Origin of the sequence: Alistipes sp. AM16-43 (assembly GCF_003435745.1) — a bacterium.
In the GTDB taxonomy this organism is placed as follows: Bacteria; Bacteroidota; Bacteroidia; order Bacteroidales; family Rikenellaceae; genus Alistipes; species Alistipes onderdonkii.
Genome location: NZ_QTUQ01000002.1, coordinates 23,811 through 49,044, shown reverse-complemented (window position 1 = coordinate 49,044; position 25,234 = coordinate 23,811). Strand labels below are relative to the sequence as shown.

Sequence of the window (25,234 nt, the reverse complement as noted above, 5' to 3'; positions counted from 1 at the left end):
AACAAACAGAGAGCATACAATGAAAAAGATATCAATCATACTGCTGTTCCTGACTGCCGTTTGCCCGCTGGCACAGGCGCAGCGCGTCAAGGTGTATGTGACCGATGCATGGGACAAGCCGCTGGGCGAGGTTGCCGTGACGCTCGGCCGCGGGCGAACCCCCGTGGCGGTTACGGGCGCCGACGGCATGGCCGAGGTCGATGCCGGGGAGGGTGACCGCATGACGCTGACCCTTCTGAACCGCATGAGCCGCACGGTAGCCGTCAGCGGTGGCGAGATGCATATCCGTCTGACGGACGATGACGTGCTGTTCGACGTGGGCTATGACGAGCGCATCCGCAAAGGCTCCGCGTCGGCATCGCTCGCCGGCGCTACGGCACGTGAGATCGAAGCGGGCGGCCGTACCGACCTGATGAGCAACCTTTACGGCCTGATTCCGGGACTCGGCGTGCGCCAGGGCGAGAACCTGCCGTGGGACTCGGCGCCCGACCTGAATGTGCGCGGCGTCGGTTCGTTCGGCGGGAACAGTGTGGTCGTACTGGTCGACGGTATCGAACGCGATGCGGCCTGCCTGGATCGGGAGGAAGTGGAGCACATCACCGTGCTGAAGGACGCCGCATCGCTGGCACTCTACGGTAATCGGGGTGCCGACGGTATCGTCGCCATTACGACCCGGCGCGGCGGCGACCACGGCCTGCGTACCCGTATCGACTACAATTTCAGTGTGCAGACCCCGTTCCGGATTCCCGATATGGCCGATGCCGCGACCTATGCGACGGCTGTCAACGAGGCGTTGGAAAACGACGGGCTCGCACCCCGCTATACGCAGCGCGACATCCGTTCGATGGTGCGGGGGGAGCGCACCGATGTACTGCCCAATGTCGACTGGCGGAAGGCCGTGCTCCGCAATGCGGGTTTCAACCACGACCTGAATCTCTCGTTCGACGGGAGCGGCGGCCGTATGCGCTATTTCGTGCTGGCCAACTACAACTCCAACCGCGGGTTCCTGGATAATACCGACCTGAACGACGGCTATTCGACCCAGGTCGAGATGTACTCCCTCAAGCTGCGTTCGAACCTCGAGGCCGCGATCACGAAAACCACGACTGCACGGATGAACCTGATGGGGCGGCTGATGCAATACCAACTGCCAAATGCGGGCGTCGCGCTCGATGATATGTACGACACGCCGTCGGCAGCGTTCCCGATCCGGGTTCCCGGCGGGGGCTGGGCCCGCAGCCAGCTGTTCGCCAATCCCCTGGCCGACAAGACCGCGGGTGGGTACAACACGCTGCTGCAACGTACGCTGTTCGCCGACCTGACGATCGACCAGGACTTGTCGGCGCTTACCCCGGGACTTTCGGTACAGGTGCGCGTCGCCTATGACAATTCCGCGGAGATTACCGATGCGCACTCACGCAAATACGCCTATTCGAATACCTCGACGGTCTTCGATGCGGACGGCAATGCCGCTTCCCTGGCATTCGTTCCGCAGGGGAACGATACCGAACTGGCATTCGACAGCTTCCTTTCCTATTCGGTCATGCGGGCGTCGGTGTGGGCCAAGGTGCTCTACGACCGTTCTTTCGGAAAACATACGGTGACGGGGCGTCTGATTTTCAGCGAGAACAAATCCCGTTACCGCGGAGCCAACAATACGTACATGTACCGTGACTATATCGCCAGCGCCGGCTACAATTACGACGACCGCTACGTGGTCAATGCCGTCGCTACTTACGGTGGGAGCAGCCGTATGCCCTACGGGGACAAGTACCGCTTCTATCCTGCCGTGTCGGGCGCATGGATCATCTCGAACGAGGCGTTCCTGCGTGACAGCCGTGTCGTCGACCTGCTGAAACTGCGCGCGTCGTTCGGCATTGTGGGTATGGACGCGCGATTGTCGTATGACATGGACAAGCAGTTCAACGGCCCGGGCAACAGTTATATTTTTGCCGGGATCACTTCGTCGAACAGCCTCGCGCAAGGGGCGTTGCCGTCTGCGGGGATCGAACCCGAACGCGACTATAAAACCAATGTCGGGTTGGAACTCAGCCTGCTGGGAAGCCTGAGCGTCGAGGTGGATTTCTTCCGCAACATGCGTCATAACATCCGGACGTCGGCCGCGGGTACCGTTTCCAGCGTGCTGGGAGTCGGCGTGCCCGACGTCTTTACCGGTAAGGTGCGCAACTATGGCGGGGAATTGGCTGTGGGATGGCGCCGCCGCACAGGCGACTTCGGATATGCCGTGCGGGGGAATATCGCCTATGCCCGCAATAAGATACTCAACAAGGAAGAGGAATACAAACCTTTTGACTATATGCGTATTACAGGGCAGCCGGTAGGGACGTTCTACGGATTGGTGGCCGATGGGATGTACCAGGACGGCGATTTCAATGCCGACGGTTCGCTCCGGGAGGGGCTTCCTGTCTCCTCGTACCAGAATACGGTACGCCCGGGCGACGTGAAATACCGCGACCTGAACCGCGATGGCAGGATCGACGACTACGACCGCACCTACCAGCTCTATGCCGCGGTGCCCGAGATTTATTACGGCTTCAGCGTCGAGCTGAAATACAGGGGCTTCGGTGTCAGCGCCTATTTCCAGGGTGTCGCCCATTCGACGCTGGAGACGACGCTGTCGAGCATCTACCAGCCGCTGTACGGCAACGACCGCAACGTTTCGGAGTACTATATGGAGCACCGCTGGTCACGCTTCAATACCGAAGGCCGCTATCCGCGCCTGACCACATTGGCAAACGGGAATAACTACACGCAAAGCTCACTATGGACGGAAAACGGCAATTTCCTGAAGTTGCGTACATTGCAGGCTTACTACAAATTGCCGTCGAAGATTGCCCGCAAACTGCGTATGCGCGAATGCAGCTTCTATTTCCGCGGTCTGAACCTTTTCTCGGCCGACCATGTCGGTATTCTCGATCCGGAATACGTCAGCACGGGGTATCCCTCGTCACGCAGCTACCAGATCGGCCTGAACGTCATATTCTAAATACGCCACAACGATGAAAAAATACCTGATCTTATTCGCCGGATGCACGCTCCTGATGGCTGCGTGCAGCGATTTCCTGGAACTCGACGAGTCGGTGTACCAGACGACGAAATATCAATTCTCGACCTTCGACCGCGTGAAGCAGAGTGCGACGAACGTCTACTCGTATGTGCAGGAAGGGTTGCTGGATGTCGAAGGTACGATGATCGACGCTGCGACCGACGATGCGGTATACGCCTGGTCTACGGGCGGTATCAAACGCTTTTACGACGGGAGCTGGAACGGTACGAACCTGATCGACGACCGCTGGGCTTCGCTCTACTCGGCTATTGCCGCGGCCAACTATTTCCTCGACAACTGCCCGGATGATTTCCCCGAGGCGCAGTACCAGGACAATTACAAGGCGAACCTGGCGGAGCTCAAGAACTATCCGTTCGAAGTGAGGGCCCTGCGTGCCTATTTCCATTTCGAATTGCTCCGGCGCTATAACCGGATCGTGATCGGCGACCGTTCGTTCACGATGCAGGAGGTCAATACGCTCGTTCCGGTCTCGTACGACGATGCCGCCGGATGGATCGTCTCGGAATGCGATGCTGTAATCCCGTCGCTGCCTAAGACCTATCTGGGAACGGAAAAAGGCGAAGTTGCCCGTGTGACAAAGGGCATGGCGATGGCGCTCAAGGCGCGTATGCTGCTGTATGCCGCCAGTCCGCTCAACAATCCCGGCGGTGATGCAGCCCGTTACCTGGAAGCCGCGGCCGCGGCCAAGGAGCTCATAGATGCCGGTATTTACAAGCTTGTCAGCGAGGAAACCACGAACAATGCCGATGCGCAGGGGCTGATCTACGGCAAGTGGTGCCCGGTGAGCAGCGATTTCGAGGCGGCCAATTTCCCGGTAGGCTTCGAAGGCGGGAATTCGGGCGTCTGCCCGTCGCAGAACCTCGCCGAGGCATTCGATATGGCGACGGGCGAACCGTTCGACTGGAACGACGAGTCGATGCGGTCGCGGATGTTCGTTGCGTCGGCACGCGATCCGCGCTTTGCCAGGACGCTGATATACAACGGGGCGACGTTCAAGGGACAGTCCGTCCAGTCGTATGTCGGCGGCCGTAATGGCCGGCCGCTCGACGGTGCTACACCGACTTCGTACTACCTGCGCAAACACATTGTCGAGGCGACGAGTTTCGTGACGGGCAGCGAGATGAGTTATCAGCACATCTTTCCCTTCTTCCGTTATGCCGAGGTGTTGCTGAACTATGCCGAGGCATTGGCTGCCGCTACGCAGAACCCCGATTTTACGGGCATGAAGGGGGAGGTGGAGTATACGCTCTCACCACGCGAGGCGCTCAACGCAGTCCGTGCCCGGTACAATATGCCGGGGATTACGGAAACGGATTATGCGGCCTTCGTGAAGCGTCTGCGCAACGAGCGTCGTGTGGAACTGGCTTTCGAGGGGCATCGTTTCTGGGACATCCGCCGCTGGAAGATCGGTGCCGAAACGACGAAGGTTTATGGGCTTACGATTACCCCGCAGAACGATGGCTCGTTCAGCTATGTGCGGTCGGTGATCCAGCAGCGCGGCTGGGACGACAGGATGAATTACTATCCGATTGCGGATGCCGAGCTTTTCAAAAATCACAACCTCGTCCAGAACGACGGTTGGAAATAGTCAAACCGATAAAAACACGATACGATGAAAAACAAGATTTGGGCGACATTCGCGTTTGCGGCGATCTTCTGTTCGGCATCCTGCGCCGAGGACGATACGTTTGCCTTCAATCCCGATTACAATACCCAGGGCGGCTATACTCCTGACGGGATCGCCTCCTGGCCGCAGGCTATCTTCTGCTTCGACGACAACCGCTGTACGGAGGTGGAAATGGCTCCCAGCCAGGCCGCCCTGCGGGGGATCGAAACATCCGGCAACCGGGCGACGGCGCTCGCATTCGCCTCGCAGGACAACCTCTCGTTTACGAACACCTCCACCGGGGCGCACTCGACCGAGTATATCCTGCGTGTGGAGGATATCGACGCCGAAATCCCTGCGATCTGGATGCAATGCGCGACGCGGCAGCAGATAAGCAAGGGTTTTACGCTCAAACCGCTTACCTCGTCCGTGAAGGTGGTACTGGTAAATGCCCCCGATACGCTGCGATCCGTCGTACTCACGCTTCCGCGTATGACCGATGCGCTCTACATCGCTTCGGGAAAGACCGAACCTTCCGGTGAGGCGTTGGAAAAACAGGTCGAAGTAGGCCGCGCGGGGGCGGAGTTCAACGTCTTTCCGATGGCCCGACAGGCCTCGGCCTGGAAACTGGGGTTCAAGGTCAGGTTTCCCAATTCGGAAGCGGACGGTTACATGATGCTGCGGGAGGGGGTCGCTGCGGGGCAGACGATCGACCTGGAGATAGACTTCTCGAAACTGGAAGAGGAGTTCACGTACGATGTGGCCTACCGGGTTGCGGCCTACGGTGAGCAGGACGGTGAATTGACGAAAGGCGAATTCTTCCCGGTGCTGCCGGGCGACGACAAGTTCAGGGACGCGAATCCCTATTACAACGTCTATGTGCTCAAGGATCGCCGCTGGCAGACCGTCGAGGTGCGGAATGCTCTTTGTTCCGACTCCCCGAACCATCACGAGGAAATATGGAACGACTGGGACAACTCCAAAAAACTGCGCGATACGATGTGTTATGCGCTCTTTACCCACGATTTTGCGGATGCCGTGCGTGTGAAGGTCGAAAAACGCAGCGGATTTTCGCGTGTGGCCGTACGTCCGTCGGCGTACGGGATTACGACCAGGGAGAACGCCAGCAGCAATACGGTCGAATTCACGCTCCCGGCGTATGAGAAACGCAAGGTGTCGGTCGAGTTCGACGGCGACCGCTACCACAACCTGTTCCTCATGCCGAGCCGTCCCGATACACGGAAGCCTGCGGTGTCGGGCGGCAATGTGAGCTACTATGGCCCCGGTGAGCATACGGAAGGCATTATCGTCCTGACCGAGGGGCAAACGCTCTATGTCGACGAAGGGGCGGTGCTCTATCCGCAGAACATACAGGTCAGGGGCAACGGCGTGACGATTGCAGGCCGGGGCGTCATCTCCGGCGAGAAGATGCGCCATTGGGGCGAGGAGTTTTCCAACGCCGATGTGATGATCGACGTGCAGGGGAACAAACACGAGGGCGGCTATACGGACTTCCGGATCGAAGGCGTTACGATGATCGATGCCCCGAGTTGGTGCCTGCGCGTCATGAATACCGATAACGTGGCCATTGAAAACATCAATATGATCCACTGGGATCTCAACGGCGACGGTATCGACCTGTGTACGGTCACCGGGGCCACGATCAACGATTGCATGTTGCGTGCTTACGACGATTGCATCACGCTCAAGGTGCGTTCCAATGCCGATCCCTATGGCAATGTCCACGACATCAGAATCACCAACTGCATCATCTGGGGCGACTATGCCCGCGGCATCGTCGTGGGCCCCGAGTGCGGCAACGTATGGTGGGCATCGGGCGATATCCGCAATATCGAGATCCGCAACTGTACCGTGCTGGAGGCTGCCCGCGGACAGGCGCTCGCCATTATGCAGGAACTGGGCGATTTTTCGGAGGCCGGAGGGCCGGCGCTGATCGACAACGTGCTCTTCGAAGACTGCGTGGTGGACAATATCCATTCTTCGGGCACCCCGATCTATACCAGCCAGGTCAACAAAGGCGAGTCCTGCGAGATGAAGAATGTGGTCTTCCGCAATGTGACGATCCTCGACGGGCTCGGGTGCCAGCCCTCGCAGGTAAATGTCAACAATACCTATACGAGTATAGATTTCGACAACCTGATCTATAATTCGCGCAAGATCACCTCCTTCGGCAAGGAGATCGTCCTGAAAGATGCTTCGAGCGAGCCTTGGGAACACACCTGGATATCGTTCAAATAGTACATTCAATCCATTTTATTCATTTCTGCTCTTTCCGGCGGAGCCCGGTTGTCCGGGCTCCCCGGCAAGGAGTATTAATTTCTATTCCGTATATGAGAATCATTTCAGAGATTTCCGTTGCCGCGAGCCTGCTTTTTGCGGTGGCATGCCACGATCCGCAGCCAGGTGCAGACCTTGTTCCCCTGCCCGCGGAGATGACCTTTACCGGCGGCTATTTCCAGACCGACAGCGTGTCTTTCGCCCGGGGTGTCGCCGACGGCAGGGTCGTCTGTGAACTCGATGCCTCTTCGCCGAACCTTTCACGCGAGGGGTATGGGCTCGAAGTCCGCAGCGACGGCATCCGGATCACCGCGGCCGACTCCGCCGGGCTGTTCTATGCCCGGCAGACGCTGCTGCAGCTGCTCACGGCAAAAGGTATCCCGTGTGTGAAGATTACCGATAATCCGCGTTTCGGCTACCGGGGTATCCATCTCGACGTTTCGCGCCATTTCTTTGCCAAAGAAGAGGTTTTCAAGATACTCGATGAAATGGCACGTTACAAGCTTAATGTCTTCCACCTGCACCTGACCGACAACGGTGGCTGGCGCATTCAGATCGACAGGTACCCTTTGCTGACCCGGCTCGGAGCTTTCCGGACGGAGGCCGACTGGCTCAAGTGGTGGGAATTCGGCGACAGACGCTACGTTCCGGAGGGGACGCCCGGGGCCTATGGCGGTTATTATACGAAGGATGACATCCGGCAGATCGTGGCTTATGCTGCGGCCCGTTATATCGAGGTGATTCCCGAGATTGAATTCCCGGCGCACTCCGACGAGGTTTTTATCGGCTATCCGGAATTGTGTTGCAGCGGAAAGCCCTATACGAGCGGCGAATTCTGCGTGGGCAATCCCGCAACTTTCGAATTCATGGACGGTGTGCTGACCGAGGTTATGGAGCTTTTTCCTTCCCGGCGGATACACATCGGCGGCGACGAAGCCCGCAAGGCCGCCTGGAAAACCTGCCCCAAATGCCAGTTGCTCGCCAAGGAGCTGGGTGGTCTGGACGAAGTGCAGTGTTACCTGATCGAACATGCCGAAAAATTCCTTGCCGAACACGGTCGGATGATGGTCGGGTGGGACGAGATACTGCGGAACAATCTGCGGCCTACGTCCGTTGCGATTTCGTACCGCGGACAGAGGGGGGCTATCGAAGCCGCCAACCGCGGGTACGACGCGGTCATGTCTCCGGGCGAAATCATCTATTTCGACTGGTACCAGGCTAATCCGCACACGCAGCCGCGGGCGATGAGCGGATTCTCACCCATCAAGAAAATGTACAGCTTCGAACCTGTCCCCGATACGCCCGAAAGGGCTGCGGCCAACGAGTCGCTTGTTAAAGGCGAATATGTGGCCCCGGATTCGGTCGAGCACATCCGCCCGAATGCTGCATCGCATATTATCGGGGTGCAGGGATGCACATGGGCCGAGTTCATAGGTACTCCCGAGCATTTGGAATACATGATGTTTCCGCGCCTGCTCGCCATTGCCGAATTGGGATGGACACCCCGGGAGCGCCGTCTGTGGGCGGACTTCCGCCGTCGTGTCAATAGCCAGATCCCCCGCTTGCTTGCCCGTGGGATCAATGCCTTCACGCTTAGCAACGATGTCGAGATCACGGCACGCATCGTCAGGGAGGGCCGCAAGGCCCGGGTTACGCTGGATACGGAAAAATATCCGGCCGAAGTGCGTTATACGCTCGACGGCAGCGACCCGACGGCCGGGTCGGACATCTACTCCGGCCCGTTCGTCGTGGAGGCCGGGACGACCGTGAAGGCGGCCCTGTTTGTCGGAGGGAAACCTGCCGGCAGCATTGCCGGGCTCTATGTCGATGCGTGCCATAATGTGGAGAATTATTATGCCTATCTCGAAACTCCCGAGGTATATGCTTCGACGAACCGCTGATGCCCCCCCCCTGATTCTCTCGTGCCGGAACCCGGACAGCATGGCCTCCGGGGTTTGTACCTGTGGTATTTGCGTTGCCGGTACGGATTCGGGGCAGGTGCCGGTTCAGAAAAGACCTTGAGTGGATATACCAGAAAACCGAATATCAAAAATAGAAATGAAAAAAATTCCGATTTTGTTTCTGGGCTTGCTGGGCGGACTGGCCGCATGTACCCGGATACCCCCGGCCATAGCACCCGATAAGGAAATAGAAGCCCGCATCGAAGAATTGCTTAGAAAAATGACCCTCGAAGAGAAGATCGGGCAGATGTGCCAGCTGACGGCCGGTGTGCTCATCGATGAGAGCGACCCGCAGCATCCGGAGCTGAGCGAGGCGCTGCTCGATACGGTGATCGGCCGCTATAAGGTTGGGTCGATCCTGAATATTCCCTTCGGCGTGGGGCAGCCCCGTGAGGTGTGGGCCAGGTTTATCAATTGCATCCAGCAACGTTCGCTCGACGAACTGGGGATTCCCTGTATCTATGGGGTAGACCAGATTCACGGCGCATCCTATACGCAGGGGGCGACCCTCTTTCCGCAGGGCATCAATATGGGGGCGTCGTTCAATCGCGGACTCATGCGCAGATGCTCCGAAATTTCGGCTTATGAGACCCGGGCATGTGCGATACCGTGGACCTTTGCCCCGGTCATGGATCTGGGGCGCGATCCGCGCTGGCCGCGCATGTGGGAGAGTTACGGCGAGGACACTTACGTCAATTCGCAGATGGCCGTGGCGTCGGTGCTCGGATTCCAGGGGGATGATCCCAACCGTGTCGACGACCGTCATGTCGCGGCCTGCATCAAGCATTTCATGGCCTATGGCGTACCCGTGTCGGGCAAGGATCGCACACCCTCTTCGGTGACTCGAAATGTGTTGAGGGAGAAGTATTTCGCTCCTTTTATGGAGTGCATTCGGGCCGGGGCGCTGTCGCTGATGGTCAACTCGGCCAGCAACGGCGGTATGCCGTTCCATGCAGACCGGGAGTTGCTCACGGGATGGGTCAAGGAGGAACTCAACTGGGACGGTCTGATCGTGACGGACTGGAATGACATCTACAACCTTTGCGAGCGCGACCATATTGCCGCGAGCCGTAAGGATGCCGTGCGCATTGCGGTCAATGCCGGTATCGACATGGCTATGGTACCGTCGAGTTGGGATTTCTGTATCTATCTCAGGGAACTTGTCGAGGAGGGGCAGGTCTCCATGGAGCGCATCGACGATGCGGTGAGCCGTGTGCTGCGCCTGAAATTCCGCCTCGGCCTTTTCGAAAAACCGTTTTGGAATACCGGCGATTTCCCGGAATTCGCCAGTGACGAATATGCTGCCGTGGCATTGCAGGCTGCCGTGGAGTCGGAGGTACTGCTCAAGAACGAAGGCGGCCTGTTGCCGCTGGAGCGGTCTGCACGGATACTGCTCGCGGGGCCGAATGCCAATTCGATGCGCTGCCTCAACGGAGGATGGTCGTATTCGTGGCAGGGCGACCGCTGTGACGAATTTGCCGGGGACTACAATACCATTTATGAGGCTTTACGCAATAAATTCGACCATGTGGACTATGTCCCCGGTGTGGAGTATGCGCCGCCCCGCTATGACAACTGGCAGGAAGAGTGCGTGACAGGGATCGACAAGGCCGTATCAGCGGCGGCCGGAGCCGATGTGATTATTGCCTGTATAGGCGAAAATTCCTACTGCGAAACGCCTGGTAACATGGATGACCTGAACCTTTCTCAGAACCAGAAGGAGCTGGTGCGGGCCCTTGCAGCGACCGGGAAGCCGCTTGTGCTGATCCTCAATGAAGGCCGCCCGCGCGTCATAGGCGATATCGAGCCGCTTGCGCAGGCCGTGGTCGACATCCTGCTGCCGGGCAATTACGGCGGCGATGCCCTGGCCGACCTGCTTGCGGGAGATGCAAATTTCAGCGCCCGATTGCCGTTCACTTATCCGCGCATGGTCGGTGCATTGGCGACTTACGACTATAAGCCCTGCGAGAATATGGCAGCCATGACGGGCGAATACAATTACGACGCCGTGATGGATGTGCAGTGGCCGTTCGGGCATGGGCTGAGCTATACGGAATTTGCATATAGCAATTTCGGTGTCGACCGCCGCATGTTCGGTGCCGACGATGTGCTGACCTTTACGGTCGATGTGACCAACGTCGGTAAAGTGGCCGGCAAGGAGGCCGTGATGCTCTATTCGAGCGACCTGGTCGCCAGCCTTACACCGGATGTAATCCGCCTGCGTGATTTCGAGAAGGTTGCGCTCGAACCGGGCGAATCCCGCACGGTGACGTTCGCTGTTCCGGCCAGCGACCTGGCCTTCGTCGGGCACGACGGCTGCTGGAGGCTCGAGGAGGGGGAATTCAGGATGCGCTGCGGCAGTGAAACGCTTCGGATCAGTTGCACGCAAACCAAAGTCTGGGATACACCCAATATCCCGTAAGTACGATTAGGTGTAATATTGAAAGGCCGTCCTCACTGCATGGGACGGTTTTTTCTTGCCTCCTGCCGGAATTATGTGTTGTCGATCCGGCCTGCTGCCGGCTCGGAAACGGGCAACAGCCTTTGGGGGATTCGCATTATTTCGGATTATTTTTGTCGGAATCGTTCGTTTCTTGCAGGCAAATAGTTATTTTTGCACAAATAACCGTAACTGAAATGGAGGATATCATCAAACTTCACGACAAAAAGTTCAGGATCATGATCCCCGCCGCCAAGATCGACGAGGCCGTGGCCGCCGTAGCCTGCCGCATCAACGAGGACTACCGCGACAAGGAGACGCCGTTGTTCGTGGGCGTACTGAACGGCTCGTTCATGTTCATGAGCGACCTGATCAAGAAAATCGAGTTCAACAACGAGCTGTCGTTCGTGAAGCTGGCCTCGTACGAAGGTACTTGCTCGACGGGGTGCGTGAAGAACCTGATCGGGCTGAACAACAGCATCGAAGGCCGCCATGTGATCATCGTCGAGGACATCGTCGACACGGGCGAGAGCATCGAGCACATGATCGGCGAGCTGAAGTCGCATAATCCCGCGAGCATCGAGGTCTGCACGCTTTTTTTCAAACCGGGTTCCTACCGCAAGCAACTGCCGATCAAGTACCGCGCCATGGAGATCGGCAACGAGTTCATCGTGGGCTACGGCCTGGACTACGACCAGTTGGGACGCAGCCTGAAGGATATTTACGTGGTTACCGAATAGATGGCTCTGAAGACCGATATCGAACAGCTCGACGGCGGGCGCAAGCTGCCCCTGGTCGAAGATTTCTACACGATCCAGGGCGAGGGCTTCCATGCCGGGAAACCCGCCTATTTCATCCGCCTGGGCGGATGCGACGTGGGATGCCGCTGGTGCGACGCCAAATACACGTGGAACCCCAGGCTCTATCCCCCGACCGACGTACGGACGGTGATCGACCGTGCTACGGCATGTCCTGCGCAGGCGATCGTCATCACGGGCGGCGAACCGCTGCTTTATCCGCTGGGGGTGCTGACCGAAACACTGCACGCCAAGGGGCTGGAGATATTCCTCGAAACGTCGGGGACGCACCCCTTCTCGGGGTATTTCGACTGGGTGTGCCTGTCGCCCAAGCGGCAGCAACCGCCGCTGGACGAAGCGTTCGGGAAGGCGCACGAACTGAAGGTGATCGTCGGGGACGAGGCCGATTTCGAATGGGCCGAGCGCAATGCCGCACGGGTGGGAGCCGGGTGCATCCTCTACCTGCAACCCGAGTGGAGCGTTGCGGAACGCATGATGCCCGCGATCGTCGAGTATGCGAAGGCGCATCCGAAATGGAATATCTCGATCCAGACTCATAAATACATGCACATACCCTAATGGGCTTCGAAGTAGGCAAAAAGTTCTGGATCGCCGCCACGGCGGTCATCGTCGTCGTCACGTTGTTTGTGGTGGGGCGGAACCTTTTGCATGCAGTGAAGATCAAGCGGCAGATCAACGCCCTGGAGCGGGAACGGGAGTTTTACCGGGCCAGGATCGAACAGGACAGCACGCTGCTGGAGCGCCTGCGCTACGACGACTATCTGGAGGAGTATGCCCGCGAGAACTATCACATGCAGCGCAGCGACGAGCATGTATACATCATCAAGGAGTGATTTTTCCGATCCGTATGACTTGACGGCGACCCGGCGGGCTGCCGTTTTTTTGTGTTACAGCCGTGCCTGCCGGGATGCGGCCGTTTTCCGCCTGCCCGGTAAATCCGGGGTGGTGGCCGTTGCCAACACCCGGTCAGTAATGCGTGAACCCGTGCCAGTCCAGGGCCCGGGGCCGGCCGTTTTCGAGCCACTCCAATTTGCCGCTGCCCGTGATGCGGCCGACGGGGTGGAGCGGCGTGCCGAAGCGTGCGCGGAAATCGGCGGCGAGCCTGTCGGCGGCCGCCGCGTCGGCCGTGAGCAGGAGCTTGTAATCCTCGCCCCCGCAGGCGGCTGTTTCGACGTCTGCCCCTTGGGCGAGGGGGATACGGCCGATGTCGATCGCGGCGCCTACCCCCGAGCGCTCCATGATGTGGCGGATGTCCGAGGCCAGCCCGTCCGAGAGGTCCATCATGGCGTGTACTTCGGAGCGTGCGCCGAGCCAGATGCCTTCGGCCACCTGGGGCAGCGGGTTGCGGTGGGCTGCGGCGGCGGGGGTGTCGTAGCGTCCGGCGAGGATGTCATGCAGTCCGGCGCCCGAAAGTCCGAGTTCTCCGGCGACGAGTATCGCGTCGCCGGGGCGTGCCCCGCTGCGGCGCTTGATGTGTGCGTCGGCGATGCGGCCGATGGCCGTGACATTGATCGTGATGCCTGCCGCCGAGCGGGTCGTGTCGCCCCCGGCGAGCGTGACGCCGAACGCTTCGGAGAGTTCCCGGTAGCCGAGCATGAACTCTTCGGCCCATGTGCCGGCCGTGTCGGTCGGGAGCGACAGCGACAGCAGGGTGGCCACCGGGCGGGCGCCCATCGAAGCGACATCGCTCAGGTTTACGGCAAGGGATTTGCGCCCCAGTTCGCGGGGCGAAGTTGCGGAACGCAGGAAATGGACGCCTTCGGCGAGCATGTCGGTCGTGAAGACCAGCGATTCGCCCTCCCCGACGGGGAGCACGGCGCAATCGTCGCCGATCCCTTCGAACCCGTTGTCGGGCAGGGCGGCGAAGAGTTCTTTTATGTGGTCTATGAATCCGAATTCGGTCATGGTTCTCGGGTGTGTCCGGCCGCGGCGCCCCGCCGGCCGGTGCGGGTTTTCGGGTTTTTCACGTGCGGCTGCCGCCCCGGGGGCGGAGTCCCCGCCTGGGGACGGGAACGAAGCCTGTGCGAACCGCGGCAGGGGCGTGGGCGGCGTTTGAAATCATTATTTAACGGGCGATGTCGAACAAAGGTATTAAAAATTCTTTAAAATCACTATCTTTGCCTGCGGATTGCGCCCGGGTGTGCCGTGCGTGTCAAACAGTCTCGAAGATGAAGATATTGATTCTCAACGGCCCGAACCTCAATTTGCAGGGGCGGCGCGATACCGGGGTCTACGGCACCCGGACTTTCGAAACCTTTTTCGGGGAGCTCGAAGCACTCTATCCGGCCGTCGGGTTCGGTTATTTCCAGTCCAACCTCGAAGGCGAGCTGATCGACGCCGTACAGCAGGCCGACGGTACCTACGACGGTGTGGTGCTCAATGCCGGCGGATATACCCATACGTCGGTGGCGCTGCGCGATGCGGTGTCGGCGGTGTCGGTGCCGGTCGTCGAGGTGCACATTTCGTCGATCCTCGCGCGCGAGGAGTTCCGCCACGTCTCGCTCCTGGCTCCCGTGGCCGTGGGCTCGATCATGGGTTTCGGGCTGGATTCCTACCGGCTGGGCGTCGAGGCCCTGTTGCTCCGCGGCAGGGAGTGAGCCCCGGGTTCCCGGAGCGGCCCATTCCCCGGCCCGGTAGGGGAGGGCGTGCGGAAGTTCCCCGGGGCTGTCCGCGCAGAGCGTGTGCAGGAGCGGCACCGGGCGTAACGTAAAATGTCGAAATACTAATATTTTAGCATCATACTTTTATGTATAGAATGAAAAAAACCAAGATCGTCGCAACAATGTCGGATTTCCGTTGCACCGAAGAGTTCGTGAAAAACCTTTTCGATGCCGGTATGGACGTGGTTCGTGTCAATTCGGCGCATGTCTCGGAAGAGGGCGCTACGCATATTGTCGAGACCGTACACCGCGTTAACCCGGCTATCCCGATCATGATAGATACGAAGGGCCCCGAAATCCGTGTCACGACGATCGCCGACGAGTACGGCAACAGCATCAATTTCCGGCCGGGCGACCGTGTCGCCGTGCGCGGCTCGGACGGCAGCGACAAGACGACCCGCAAGGTGGTTTACATGAACGTCCCCAACATCGTGGATGACATACCCGTCGGGGCGCGGATGCTCATCGCCGATGGCGAGCTGGAGATCCGTGTTGTGGAAAAGACCGCCGAGGAGCTGATCTGCGAATTCGTCGTGGGCGGCGCCATGCGTTCGCGCAAGAGCGTCAACGTGCCGTCGGTGTCGATCAACCTGCCTTCGGTGACGGAGAAAGACCGCCGGTTTATCGAGTGGGCCGTGAAGAACGACGTGGACTTCATCGCACATTCGTTCGTGCGCAGCGCCAGGGACATCAAAGCCGTGCAGGACATCCTCGATGCCCACGGCAGCAAGATCAAGATCATCTCGAAGATCGAGAACCGCGAGGGGCTCGACAACATCGACGAGATCATCGAAGCGTCGTACGGCATCATGGTGGCGCGCGGCGACCTGGGCGTGGAGCTTCCCGCCGAGGCGATTCCCAATACCCAGCGGCGTATCGTCGAGAAGTGCATCTGCGCCAAGCGTCCGGTGATTATCGCCACTCAGATGCTCTATTCGATGGTCAAGAGCCCGCGTCCGACGCGCGCCGAGGTGAGCGACGTGGCGAGTGCCATTTACGAGCGCGTGGACGCCGTGATGCTGAGCGACGAGACGGCGATGGGCGACTTTCCCGTGGAATCGGTGGAAACGATGGCCCGCATCGCCCGCGAGATCGAGCGTGACGAGACGCATTTCAAACCGATGATCGACATGGACATGGTCTCGGTGAACCACGAGATCACGGCGCAGCTGGCACGTTCGGCCGTGCGTGCCTCGACCAACCTGCCGATAAAATATGTGGTGCTCGATACCAAGACCGGCCGTACGGGCCGTTACCTGGCGGCATTCCGCGGGCAGAAAACCGTGATGGCCGTATGCTATCAGCTGCATGCACAGCGTATCCTGGCCCTGTCGTACGGCGTGGTGCCGATCCTGCGCAACCAGGAGCTGAAGGACAGGTACCACTTCCTGATCGACGCGCTGGAGGTCATCGAACAGCACCAGAAGCTCGACGGGCAAGACCTGCTGGCAATCGTGGGCGGCAGTTTCGGCCCCGACGGCGGTGCGTCGTACGTCGAGATCGCCAACATCCTCAATATCCGCAAGCGTAACGAAGAGATCGTTGCCGCGCAAAAATCTTAGGCGGTGGACGGGCAGCTCAGGGATAAGGTAGCCAGCGGCGTGGCGTGGAGCATGGCCGAGAAAGTCGGTACGATGCTTCTCCAGCTGGCCGTGAGCCTTACGATCCTGCGGCTTCTGAACCCCGCCATCATGGGTGTGATCGCGATCCCGACGGCCTTCCTTGCCGTGGCGATCGTGATTGCCGACAGCGGCTTTTCGCAGGCGCTGATCCGCAAGGGGTCACCTACGGCCGACGATTACAAATCGGTCTTCGCCTTCAACGTCGGGGTTGCGCTCGTGCTTTACGGGGTGCTGGTAGCGCTGGCGGGGAGCATCGCGCGGTTCTACGACATGCCGGAAATCACGCGGATAGCACCGGTATTCTTCCTCCAACTGCCGCTGAGCGCCGCATGTGCGATCCAGAATACGATTTTTGTCCGGACATTCCGCTTCGCACTGCTCTCGAAGGTCACCTTCGCCTCGTGGTTCATCGCCGGGATGGTGGCCATCGGCCTCGCATTGGCCGGGTTCGGGATCTGGTGCATCGTGGTGCAGCGCGTATTGCAGGCCTCGGTGCGGGCCTTGCTGCTGTGGTGGCTGAGCGACTGGCGTCCCTGCGGGAAGTGCAGCCGGCGGCCGCTGTGCGAAATGGCGCCGTACAGTTTCAGCCTGCTGGCTACCGATTTCATCTCGACCCTCTATAACAAGGTGCCCCAGATATTTCTCGGGAAACTCTATCCGCAGGAGACACTCGGCTCGTACGAGCAGGCCGTCAAGCTGAAAGACCAGCCGGCGACTTCGGCCATGCAGGCCGTGCAGAGCGTGACATTCCCGGCGCTGGCCAAGATCAAGGACGACGCGCCGAAACTGGCCGAAAGTTACCGGCAGATCGTCATGGTCGTGGCCTATGCCATGTTCCCCGTGATGCTCGGCCTGTCGGCCATCGCCGAGGACATGTTCGCCGTCTTCCTGGGCGGGGAGTGGATGGCGACGGTGCCTTATTTCGAAGCGGTATGTCTGGCCGGGCTTTTTTACCCGCTGGGATTGGTGGCCTACAATGTGTTGAAAGTCAAGAGCGGCGGTGCGCTGATCGTAAAACTGGAGGTCGCCAAGAAAGCGATGATGTCGGTGGTGTTCACCGTGACGATTCCGGTCAGCGTCCAGGCCGTCATCTGGGGTCAGGTGGTGATCGCCTTCTGCGAGATGGCGATCAACTTCTTCGCCACGACCCGTTTCACGTCGTTCGGTGCAGGACGCTTCGTGCGCACGGTATTGCCGACGCTGCTCGTGGCCGGGGCGATGTACGCCGTCGTGCGGCTTACGGCACTGGCGGTGCCGGGCAATGCGTTGTTGCGGTTGCTGGCCGAAGTCGCCGCGGGCGTGGTCAGCTACGTCCTGCTTTCTGCACTGTTCCGGCTCGAAGCCTTCCGCGAGGTGGTCGCACTGGCCAGGCGCCAGTTCATCCGCAAATAGGCCGGCTGCCGGGTGCGGCTGCCGGGGCTGGCAGTCACTGCCGGATATACACAGGAAAAACGTCCGCCGGATATTGATCCGGCGGACGTTTCTTTTGCGGCGCGGTACCTGTTTGGCAGTGTGTTCCCTGTTTGCCAGTGAGGTTCTTTGGTGCGCGGTTATGTTTTGCAGCCCGGTTGCTGTTTGACGCGCGGTTCCGTTTACGGCGCGGTTCGCCGTTTTGCACGGCGTATGCGGTGTCCGGGAGTTGCTGCCTTGGCGGTTGCTGCCGCATGGGCGGCTCCATCGCGTGCGCAGCTCCTTTGCCCGTCAGGCGTAGACCTTCGGGACGATGGTGCCGCGGAGGACGACCAGTGCGTTGGCGACCAGCGATTCGAGTTCGTTCTCGCCGGGGTAGACCGAAACGGGGGCGATGAACGAGCAGTGCTGTTCGATGTACCGCACGACGAACTCGTTGTGGGCGATGCCCCCGGTAAGGATGACGGCGTCGACCCGGCCGCACATGGCGGCGGCCATGGCGCCGATCTGCTTCGAGATGCCGTAGCACATGGCCTCGGCCACGAGCCGGGCTTTTTCGTCGCCCTGCGCGATACGCTCCGAGACCTGCATCATGGAATTGGTGCCCAGGTGCGCGACGAGCCCGCCTTGGCCGGCCAGCATTTTCTGGACTTCGCGGCGCGTGTAACGCCCCGAGAAGCAAAGGTCGGCGAATTCGCCCGCAGGCAGGCTGCCCGCCCGCTCGGGTGCGAAGGGGCCGTCGCCGTCGAGCGCGTTGTTGACGTCGACGACACGTCCCTGTTTGTGCGCGGCGACGGAGATGCCCCCGCCCAGGTGTGCGACCACGAGGTTTGCCTTTTCGTAGACGATGCCGATGCGGTCGCAGTGCAGGCGTGCCGTGGCTTTCTGGTTGAGTGCGTGGAAGATCGACCTGCGCGGGCAGTCGGGATGGCCGCTCAGGCGTGCCACCTCCTCCATCTCGTCGACGACCACCGGGTCGGCGATGTAGGCTTTGACGCCCGCCATGGCGGCGATCTCGGCGGCCAGCAACCCCCCGAGGTTCGAGGCGTGTTCCATCGTGGCGTTCGTCAGGTCGCGCCGCATGGCTTCGTTGACTTCGTATACGCCGGCCGGGATGGGGCGTACGAGCCCGCCGCGTCCGATGACGGCCGACAGCTGCATGATGTCGAACCCGTGTTCGGACAGCGCGGTGAGGATCATTTCCCGGCGCCAGCCCAACTGGTCGATGATGTTGGTGTAACGTGCGATCTGTTCGGCCGTGTGGCGCAGGGTCAGATCCAGCGAAGGACGCTCCTCGTCATAGAGGGCGACCTTGGTGGACGTAGAGCCGGGATTTATCGCTAAGATTTTGAAGCCCATAAATTCGGTTCCGGTTAGTAGTTGGTAGGTTGGTGTAGGTGTGTGCCTATTGTTTTACGGCCAGGCAGGCCAGGGCGATCGAGTAGAGCTTGGTCTTGCTCGTGTCGCCGCGCGAGGTCAGTACGCAGGGCACCTTCGTGCCTGCGACCATGGCGGCCAGTTCGCCACCGCAGAGGTGCGTAACCGACTTGAAGAAGACGTTGGCCGACTCCAGGTTGGGGAAAAGCAGGCAGTCGGGGTCGCCCGCTACGGACGAACCTTTGACTTTCTTGTGCTCGGCGACATCCTTGTAGAGTGCTACGTCGAGCGACAGGGGGCCGTCGATGATGACGTTGCCCAGCTGTCCGCGGTCGCCCATTTTGGCCAGCAGGGCGCCTTCGGTCGACGAAATGACGCTGGGAAGCAACTGCTCGGAGGGGGCGATGCAGGCGATCTTCGGAGTTTCGATACCCAGCAGGCTGGCAACGTTGGCCAGGTATCCGATCTGCTTGATCTTCTGTTTGAAATCGGGCAGCGGGATGACCGCGACGTCGGAGATGACGAGCAACTTGTGGTAGCAGGGCATCTCGACGATCGACACGTGGCTCAGCACGCCCTTCGGGGGGAACAATCCGGCTTCCTTATTGAGGATGCCGCGCATGTATTTGTCGGTCGAGACCAGTCCCTTCATCAGCACGTCGGCGTTGCCTGCCACGACGGCGGCCACGGCCTGCTGCACGCATTTCACGTCGCTGGCCTCGTCGACGATGTTGAATGCCTTGATGTCGATGTCGTTTTCGGCGCATACCTGTTCGATGACTTTCTTCTCGCCGAACAGCGTGGGCTCCACGATACCTTCCTTGTAGGCTTCGTAGACGGCTTCCAGCGTATGCGAATCCTGGCCGTAGGCTACGGCCAGCCGTTTTTTACCCCTTTTTCTCGCCTCGTCGACGATTTCTGTAAGATGTTGGATCATTGTGGTGTTTTGCTTTTATTTATTTTACCAGATTGTACGTGTCGGTGGCGATGACCAGTTCCTCGTCGGTGGCGATGACGGCGACCTTGACCCGCGAGGAGGGTTTCGAAAGGATTTTGTCCACGCCGCGGGCGCCCTTGTTGGCTGCGCGGTCGAACTCGACGCCCATGAATTCGAGCCCCGTGCAGACCGTCTCGCGCATCTCGCACGAATTCTCGCCCACGCCGCCCGTGAAGACGATCAGGTCGACGCCGCCCATTTCGGCGGCATACTCCCCGACGAATTTGCGGATGCGCCCGTAGTGCATATCGCGGGCGAGGATGGCGCGGGGGTTCCCTTCGTCGTAGGCGCGGTCGATGTCGCGCATGTCGCTCGAAAGGTCGGTGAGCCCCAAAACGCCCGATTTCTTGTTCATCATCTCGTTCACCTCGGCGTAGGACATGCCCTCCTTTTCGCCGATGAAGGTGATGGCGCTGGGGTCGACGTTGCCGCAGCGGGTACCCATCACCAGCCCGTCCACGGGCGAGAAGCCCATCGACGTGTCATGCGACTTGCCGTTGAGCACGGCCGTGACCGATGCGCCGTTGCCGATGTGGCAGGTGATGATCTTCGAATTCTCGAAGTCGAGGCCCGCGAGCCGGGCGCCGGTCTGTGCCACGTATTTGTGGCTGGTGCCGTGGAAGCCGTACTTGCGCACGCGGTACTTGTCGTAATAGGCGTGGGGCAGGGCGTACATGTAGTTTACGGCCGGGATGGTCTGGTGGAACGAGGTGTCGAAGACGGTGACCTGCGGGACGCCCGGCAGGACTTTCTCGATCGACAGCACGCCTTCGAGGTTGGCCGGGTTGTGCAGCGGTGCGATTTCGAACAGCGAACGGATCTTGGATTTCACCTCTTCGGTCACGATGCAGCTCTCGGGGAAGAACTCGCCGCCGTGTGCCACGCGGTGGCCGACGGCCTTCACCTCGTCGAGCGAGCCGATGACGCCGTGTGCGGGGTCGGTCAGTGCGTCGAGCACCAGCTTGATGCCGGTGGTGTGGTCGGGGATGGGACGGTGCAGCTCGAACGGTTCTTTGCCGACGGGCTTATGGGTGAGGTCGCCTTCCGGCAGGCCGATGCGTTCCACGATTCCTTTCGCGAGCAGTTTGCTCGATGCGGCTTCCATGTCGATCACCTGATACTTGATCGACGAGCTGCCGCAGTTCAATACCAAAATTACCATTTCTCTTTATAGTTAATTTCTAAATGTCGTTCCTATCCACATGCCGGCGGCTGCAAAAACAATGCATACTGCCACGCTCAGCCCCACGTAGGCCGCCGCCGCCGTGTAACATTCCGCACGCAGCAGGCGCACCGCGTCGGCCGAAAAGGTCGAAAAAGTGGTGAACCCGCCGCAGAAACCCACGATGAGCAGCCATCCGAGTGTCTCGGAGCTGGTAGCTTCGAGCAGAATGCCGATCAGCAGCGAACCCGCGGCATTGACCGTGAACGTACCTGCCGGGAATCCCAGCAGCGTCTGCCCCGCCATGATCCCGCCGGAAAGCAGATACCGGACGATGCTGCCGGCAGCGCCGCCGCATCCTACGGCCAGAAGTTCACGAATCATAAGTTAAATATACACCAAATTTTAAGGATATGCAAATTTACAGAAAAAATGCTTACGGATTGTTATTTTTCCTGCCGTTTTTTCGAGGTTTTTTGTCGTATCGGGGTTTAAGGTTGGCGGATTTGTCCGTCGCCCGAGACGATATACTTGTAGGTCGTGAGTTCGGGCAGCCCCATCGGGCCGCGGGCGTGGAGTTTCTGCGTCGAGATACCCACTTCGGCGCCGAAGCCGAACTGCCCGCCGTCGGTGAAGGCGGTCGAGACGTTGACGTAGACGCAGGCGGCGTCGACGCTGCGCGTGAACTGCGTGGCGGCCTGCTTGTTTTCGGTGACGATGGCCTCGCTGTGGCGCGACGAGTAGCGGGCGATATGCGCCAGTGCCCCGTCGAGCGACGCGACGGTCTTGACGGCCAGTTTGTAGTCGAGGAACTCGGTGCCGAAATGCTCTTCGGCGGCATGCTCCAGCAACCCGGCGGGGTAGTGCCCGTCGAGGGCGGCGAAAGCCTCTTCGTCGGCGTAGACCGTCACATGCGCCCCGGCCAGTGGTGCGCACAGCCCGGGCAGGTCTGCGAGGCGTCCGCGGTGGACGACCAGGCAGTCGAGGGCGTTGCAGACGCTCACGCGGCGCGTCTTGGCGTTGCAGACCACGGCACGCCCCTTTTCGAGGTCGCCGTCGATGTCGAAATAGGTGTGGACGATGCCGGCGCCCGTTTCTATGACCGGGATGCGGGCGTTCTCGCGGACGAAGCGGATCAGCCCCGCCCCGCCGCGCGGGATGACTACGTCGACATAGCCCACGGCGCCCAGCAGCGCCCCCACGGCTTCGTGCCCCGCGGGGAGCAGCGTGAAGGTGTTTTCGTCGATGCCCTCGGCTGCGAGTGCTTCGTGCAGCAGCGCCGCGATCGCCTCGTTGGAATGGCGGGCGTCGCTGCCCCCTTTCAGGACGCAGGCGTTGCCCGTCTTGACGCAGAGCGCGAAGATGTCGGCCGTGACATTGGGGCGGGCTTCGCAGACCATGCCGACCACGCCGAACGGTACGCGGCGCTTGACGATGGTCATGCCGTTGGGGCGCGTCCAGCGCGCCAGTTCCTCGCCCTGCGGCGAACGCAGGTGCGAAACGGCCTCCATGTCGGAGGCGATGGCGTCGATGCGTTCGGGGGTCAGCTGCAGGCGGTCGAGCATGGGCGACGAGGCGGGCATGGCCTCGATGTCGCGGGCGTTGGCTTCGAGCAATGCGGGCGTATGCCCGCGCAGGAGCCTTGCGGCGTGTTGCAGGATGCGGCCGAGGCGTTCGGGTTCGACGTCGGTCAGCGCCGTCCCGGCCTTCCGGGCGGCCTTGAACAGGGATTCGTAGTCCATAATCGTTTATTCCAGGTAGAGGTAATCGCAGTGGACGAGGGGCTTGAGCCCTTTGCGTCCGATGTTGCGGCGGGCGGTGCCGCTGTCGCACGAGATGCGTCCCACGGCCAGTTGTGCCCCGTCGGGGGCGAGGATGCGCACCAGGTCGTCGCGCTCGAAGTCGCCTTCGACGGCTGTGACGCCCACGGCGAGGATGCTGGCGGCCTTGCTGGCGCGGACGGCTTCGGCGGCGCCCTGGTCGATGCGCAGCACGCCCTTGGCGAAGCCTTCGCTGCTGGCGATCCATTTCTTGACGCCCGAGGCTGCCCTCGGAGCCGGTTCGAACCGGGTGCAGGGCACATCCTTTGCGGCCAGTACGAGGTCGGTGAGGATGCCGTCGCGGCGGCCGTTGGCGATGATGACCTCGATGCCTTCAGCCGCGGCGCGCGACGAGACGCGGCTCTTGGTGGCCATGCCGCCGCGGCCGCGCGACGAGCGTACGGGGTCGATGTACTGCGAGAGGTCTTCCGAGGGTTTCACACGGCGGATGACCTGCGACGCGGGGTCGGCGGGCGAACCGTCGTAGATGCCGTCGATGTTGCTCAGGATGATGAGCGCCTCGGCGTTCATCATGGCCGCGACGAGCCCCGAGAGCTCGTCGTTGTCGGTGAACATCAGTTCGGTGACCGAGATGGTGTCGTTCTCGTTGACGATCGGCAGTACGCCGTTGGCGAGCATCGTCTCCATGCAGTTGCGCTGGTTGAGGTACTGCCGCCGTGTGGAGAGGCTCTCCTTGGTGGTGAGCACCTGCCCGCAGACGATGCCGTATTCGTTGAAGAGGTCGTAGTAGCGGTTGAGCAGCTTGACCTGCCCCACGGCGGAGAAGAGCTGCCGTGCGGAGACCGAATCGAGCTTCCCGGCGCGTTGCCCGAGGATGCTGCGCCCCGAGGCCACGGCTCCCGACGAAACCAGGATGACCTCGGTGCCCGCGCGGTGGAGCCGGGCCACCTGGTCGACCAGGGCTGAGATGCGGGTGGTGTCGGGACGGCCGTCGTCGCGCGTCAGCACGTTGCTGCCCACCTTGATGACGATGCGCCGGTATTTGTTCTGTGTGTCCATATGCGTTTCATTCGCCGGGAATGGCCCGGCTCAGGGTTCGAATTTGTAGCCCACGCCCTTGATGGTGACGATGCGTTCGTCGCCGATCTTCTGGCGCAGTTTGCGGATGTGCACGTCGATGGTGCGGTCGCCCACGACCACCTCGGTGCCCCAGATCTTCGTATATATCTCTTCGCGCGAGAAGAGCTTCCCGGGCGACGAATAGAGCAGGTCGAGCAGCGCGAATTCCTTGCGCGGAAGGGCTATCTCGTGGCCGTCGCGCGTCACGGTGTAATGCTCGCGGTCGACGGCGATGCCTGCCGCGGCAGGTTCCGCCGGCGCGGTTTCGGCGTCGATCCGCTTGAGGATGGCCTGCACGCGGCTGACCAGCAGCTTCATCTTGATCGGCTTGGTGAGGTAGTCGTCCGCCCCGACACCGAAGCCCGTAAGCTGCTGATCCTCCTCGCCCAGCGCCGAGAGAAATACCACCATCGTGTCGCGCAGCTGCGGATCCTGGCGGATGGCACGGCAGGTCTGCGCACCGTCCATGACGGGCATCATCATGTCCAGCAGGATCAGGTGCGGACGGCACTCGGCGGCGGCCTTCAGCGCCTCGGCGCCGTTCTGCGCCGTGAATACTTCGTAGCCCTCCTTCTGGAGGTTGTACCTCACGAATTCGAGGATGTCGATTTCATCGTCGACAAGCAGGATGCGGTGGCTCATGGTTCCGGTTGACAGGTTTTGTATCGCACGCGGCAATTGGGCGCGGTTGCGTGCCGCTCATATCTCGGGCGAAGTTAGCAAATTTCCGGCTAAATCGTTCGGTAGCCCGGGAAAAATGGTTATATTTGCGAGATTTATATACTTCCGTATATATGGAAATCAAAAACGTGTACTGAGATGGCTACTGAAAATCCGAATCTTCCTGCTCCCGAGGAGCGAGTCAGCGATGCTGCTGAAGATGTGCAGACCGTAA

At 60.4% G+C, this 25,234-nt stretch carries 19 protein-coding genes; 11 read left to right on the top strand and 8 right to left on the bottom strand.

What is annotated here, in order from left to right:
- The first annotated feature begins 19 nt into the window (after positions 1 to 19).
- The 8 genes from DW189_RS03445 (at position 20) to DW189_RS03410 (ending at position 13,044) form a co-directional block, all read left to right on the top strand.
- On the top strand, positions 20 to 3,007 hold the full coding sequence (locus tag DW189_RS03445) for a SusC/RagA family TonB-linked outer membrane protein (protein WP_117506894.1): 2,988 nt from the start codon (positions 20 to 22) through the stop codon (positions 3,005 to 3,007).
- A gap of 13 nt (positions 3,008 to 3,020) precedes the next feature.
- Positions 3,021 to 4,676: a RagB/SusD family nutrient uptake outer membrane protein gene (locus DW189_RS03440; RefSeq protein WP_117506893.1), complete on the top strand. Its 1,656-nt coding sequence runs from the start codon at positions 3,021 to 3,023 to the stop codon at positions 4,674 to 4,676.
- 24 nt (positions 4,677 to 4,700) lie between these two features.
- Positions 4,701 to 6,953 carry a glycosyl hydrolase family 28 protein gene (locus tag DW189_RS03435; RefSeq protein WP_117506892.1) on the top strand — a complete coding sequence of 751 codons (2,253 nt, stop codon included), beginning with the start codon at positions 4,701 to 4,703 and terminating at the stop codon, positions 6,951 to 6,953.
- Positions 6,954 to 7,045: 92 nt separating this feature from the next.
- On the top strand, positions 7,046 to 8,893 hold the full coding sequence (locus tag DW189_RS03430) for a beta-N-acetylhexosaminidase (protein WP_117506891.1): 1,848 nt from the start codon (positions 7,046 to 7,048) through the stop codon (positions 8,891 to 8,893).
- A gap of 157 nt (positions 8,894 to 9,050) precedes the next feature.
- Positions 9,051 to 11,375, top strand: coding sequence for a glycoside hydrolase family 3 N-terminal domain-containing protein (locus tag DW189_RS03425; protein ID WP_117506890.1), 2,325 nt, complete (start codon positions 9,051 to 9,053; stop codon positions 11,373 to 11,375).
- A gap of 215 nt (positions 11,376 to 11,590) precedes the next feature.
- Positions 11,591 to 12,133: a hypoxanthine phosphoribosyltransferase gene (hpt, locus tag DW189_RS03420; RefSeq protein ID WP_022333306.1), complete on the top strand. Its 543-nt coding sequence runs from the start codon at positions 11,591 to 11,593 to the stop codon at positions 12,131 to 12,133.
- A complete protein-coding gene (locus DW189_RS03415) occupies positions 12,134 to 12,769 on the top strand; it encodes a 7-carboxy-7-deazaguanine synthase QueE (protein ID WP_022333307.1) in 636 nt (211 codons plus the stop codon).
- Positions 12,769 to 13,044 carry an FtsB family cell division protein gene (locus DW189_RS03410; RefSeq protein WP_022333308.1) on the top strand — a complete coding sequence of 92 codons (276 nt, stop codon included), beginning with the start codon at positions 12,769 to 12,771 and terminating at the stop codon, positions 13,042 to 13,044. The genes DW189_RS03415 and DW189_RS03410 overlap by 1 nt, the downstream gene beginning before the upstream one ends.
- 133 nt (positions 13,045 to 13,177) lie before the next feature.
- Here DW189_RS03410 and thiL read toward each other — a convergent pair whose 3' ends face one another.
- On the bottom strand, positions 13,178 to 14,116 hold the full coding sequence (gene thiL, locus DW189_RS03405; protein ID WP_117506889.1) for a thiamine-phosphate kinase: 939 nt from the start codon (positions 14,114 to 14,116) through the stop codon (positions 13,178 to 13,180).
- 263 nt (positions 14,117 to 14,379) lie between these two features.
- Between thiL and aroQ the strand changes: the two genes are divergently transcribed.
- The 3 genes from aroQ (at position 14,380) to DW189_RS03390 (ending at position 17,885) form a co-directional block, all read left to right on the top strand.
- Positions 14,380 to 14,808: a type II 3-dehydroquinate dehydratase gene (gene aroQ, locus DW189_RS03400; protein ID WP_018695016.1), complete on the top strand. Its 429-nt coding sequence runs from the start codon at positions 14,380 to 14,382 to the stop codon at positions 14,806 to 14,808.
- A 149-nt stretch (positions 14,809 to 14,957) separates the two neighbouring features.
- Complete coding sequence (gene pyk / locus DW189_RS03395) at positions 14,958 to 16,433, top strand: pyruvate kinase (protein ID WP_022333310.1); 1,476 nt, start codon at positions 14,958 to 14,960, stop codon at positions 16,431 to 16,433.
- Positions 16,434 to 16,436: 3 nt separating this feature from the next.
- Positions 16,437 to 17,885, top strand: a complete 1,449-nt coding sequence (locus DW189_RS03390) for a lipopolysaccharide biosynthesis protein (RefSeq protein WP_117506888.1) — start codon at positions 16,437 to 16,439, stop codon at positions 17,883 to 17,885.
- 309 nt (positions 17,886 to 18,194) lie between these two features.
- Here the strand turns inward: DW189_RS03390 and buk are convergent, their stop codons facing one another.
- The 7 genes from buk to DW189_RS03355 form a co-directional block, all read right to left on the bottom strand.
- Positions 18,195 to 19,262 (bottom strand): butyrate kinase, encoded by a 1,068-nt coding sequence (gene buk, locus DW189_RS03385; RefSeq protein ID WP_117506887.1) that lies wholly within the window; start codon positions 19,260 to 19,262, stop codon positions 18,195 to 18,197.
- A gap of 46 nt (positions 19,263 to 19,308) precedes the next feature.
- Positions 19,309 to 20,217 (bottom strand): phosphate acyltransferase, encoded by a 909-nt coding sequence (locus DW189_RS03380; protein WP_117506886.1) that lies wholly within the window; start codon positions 20,215 to 20,217, stop codon positions 19,309 to 19,311.
- Between the two features lie 19 nt (positions 20,218 to 20,236).
- Positions 20,237 to 21,439: an acetate/propionate family kinase gene (locus DW189_RS03375; protein ID WP_018695021.1), complete on the bottom strand. Its 1,203-nt coding sequence runs from the start codon at positions 21,437 to 21,439 to the stop codon at positions 20,237 to 20,239.
- 12 nt (positions 21,440 to 21,451) lie between these two features.
- Entirely contained in the window at positions 21,452 to 21,823 is a 372-nt protein-coding gene (gene crcB / locus DW189_RS03370; RefSeq protein ID WP_055204092.1) for a fluoride efflux transporter CrcB, read from the bottom strand.
- A 107-nt stretch (positions 21,824 to 21,930) separates the two neighbouring features.
- Positions 21,931 to 23,181 (bottom strand): glutamate-5-semialdehyde dehydrogenase, encoded by a 1,251-nt coding sequence (locus DW189_RS03365; protein ID WP_117506885.1) that lies wholly within the window; start codon positions 23,179 to 23,181, stop codon positions 21,931 to 21,933.
- 6 nt (positions 23,182 to 23,187) lie between these two features.
- Positions 23,188 to 24,279, bottom strand: a complete 1,092-nt coding sequence (gene proB, locus DW189_RS03360; RefSeq protein WP_117506884.1) for a glutamate 5-kinase — start codon at positions 24,277 to 24,279, stop codon at positions 23,188 to 23,190.
- 30 nt (positions 24,280 to 24,309) lie between these two features.
- Positions 24,310 to 24,981 (bottom strand): response regulator transcription factor, encoded by a 672-nt coding sequence (locus DW189_RS03355; RefSeq protein WP_055204100.1) that lies wholly within the window; start codon positions 24,979 to 24,981, stop codon positions 24,310 to 24,312.
- Positions 24,982 to 25,234 lie beyond the last annotated feature (253 nt).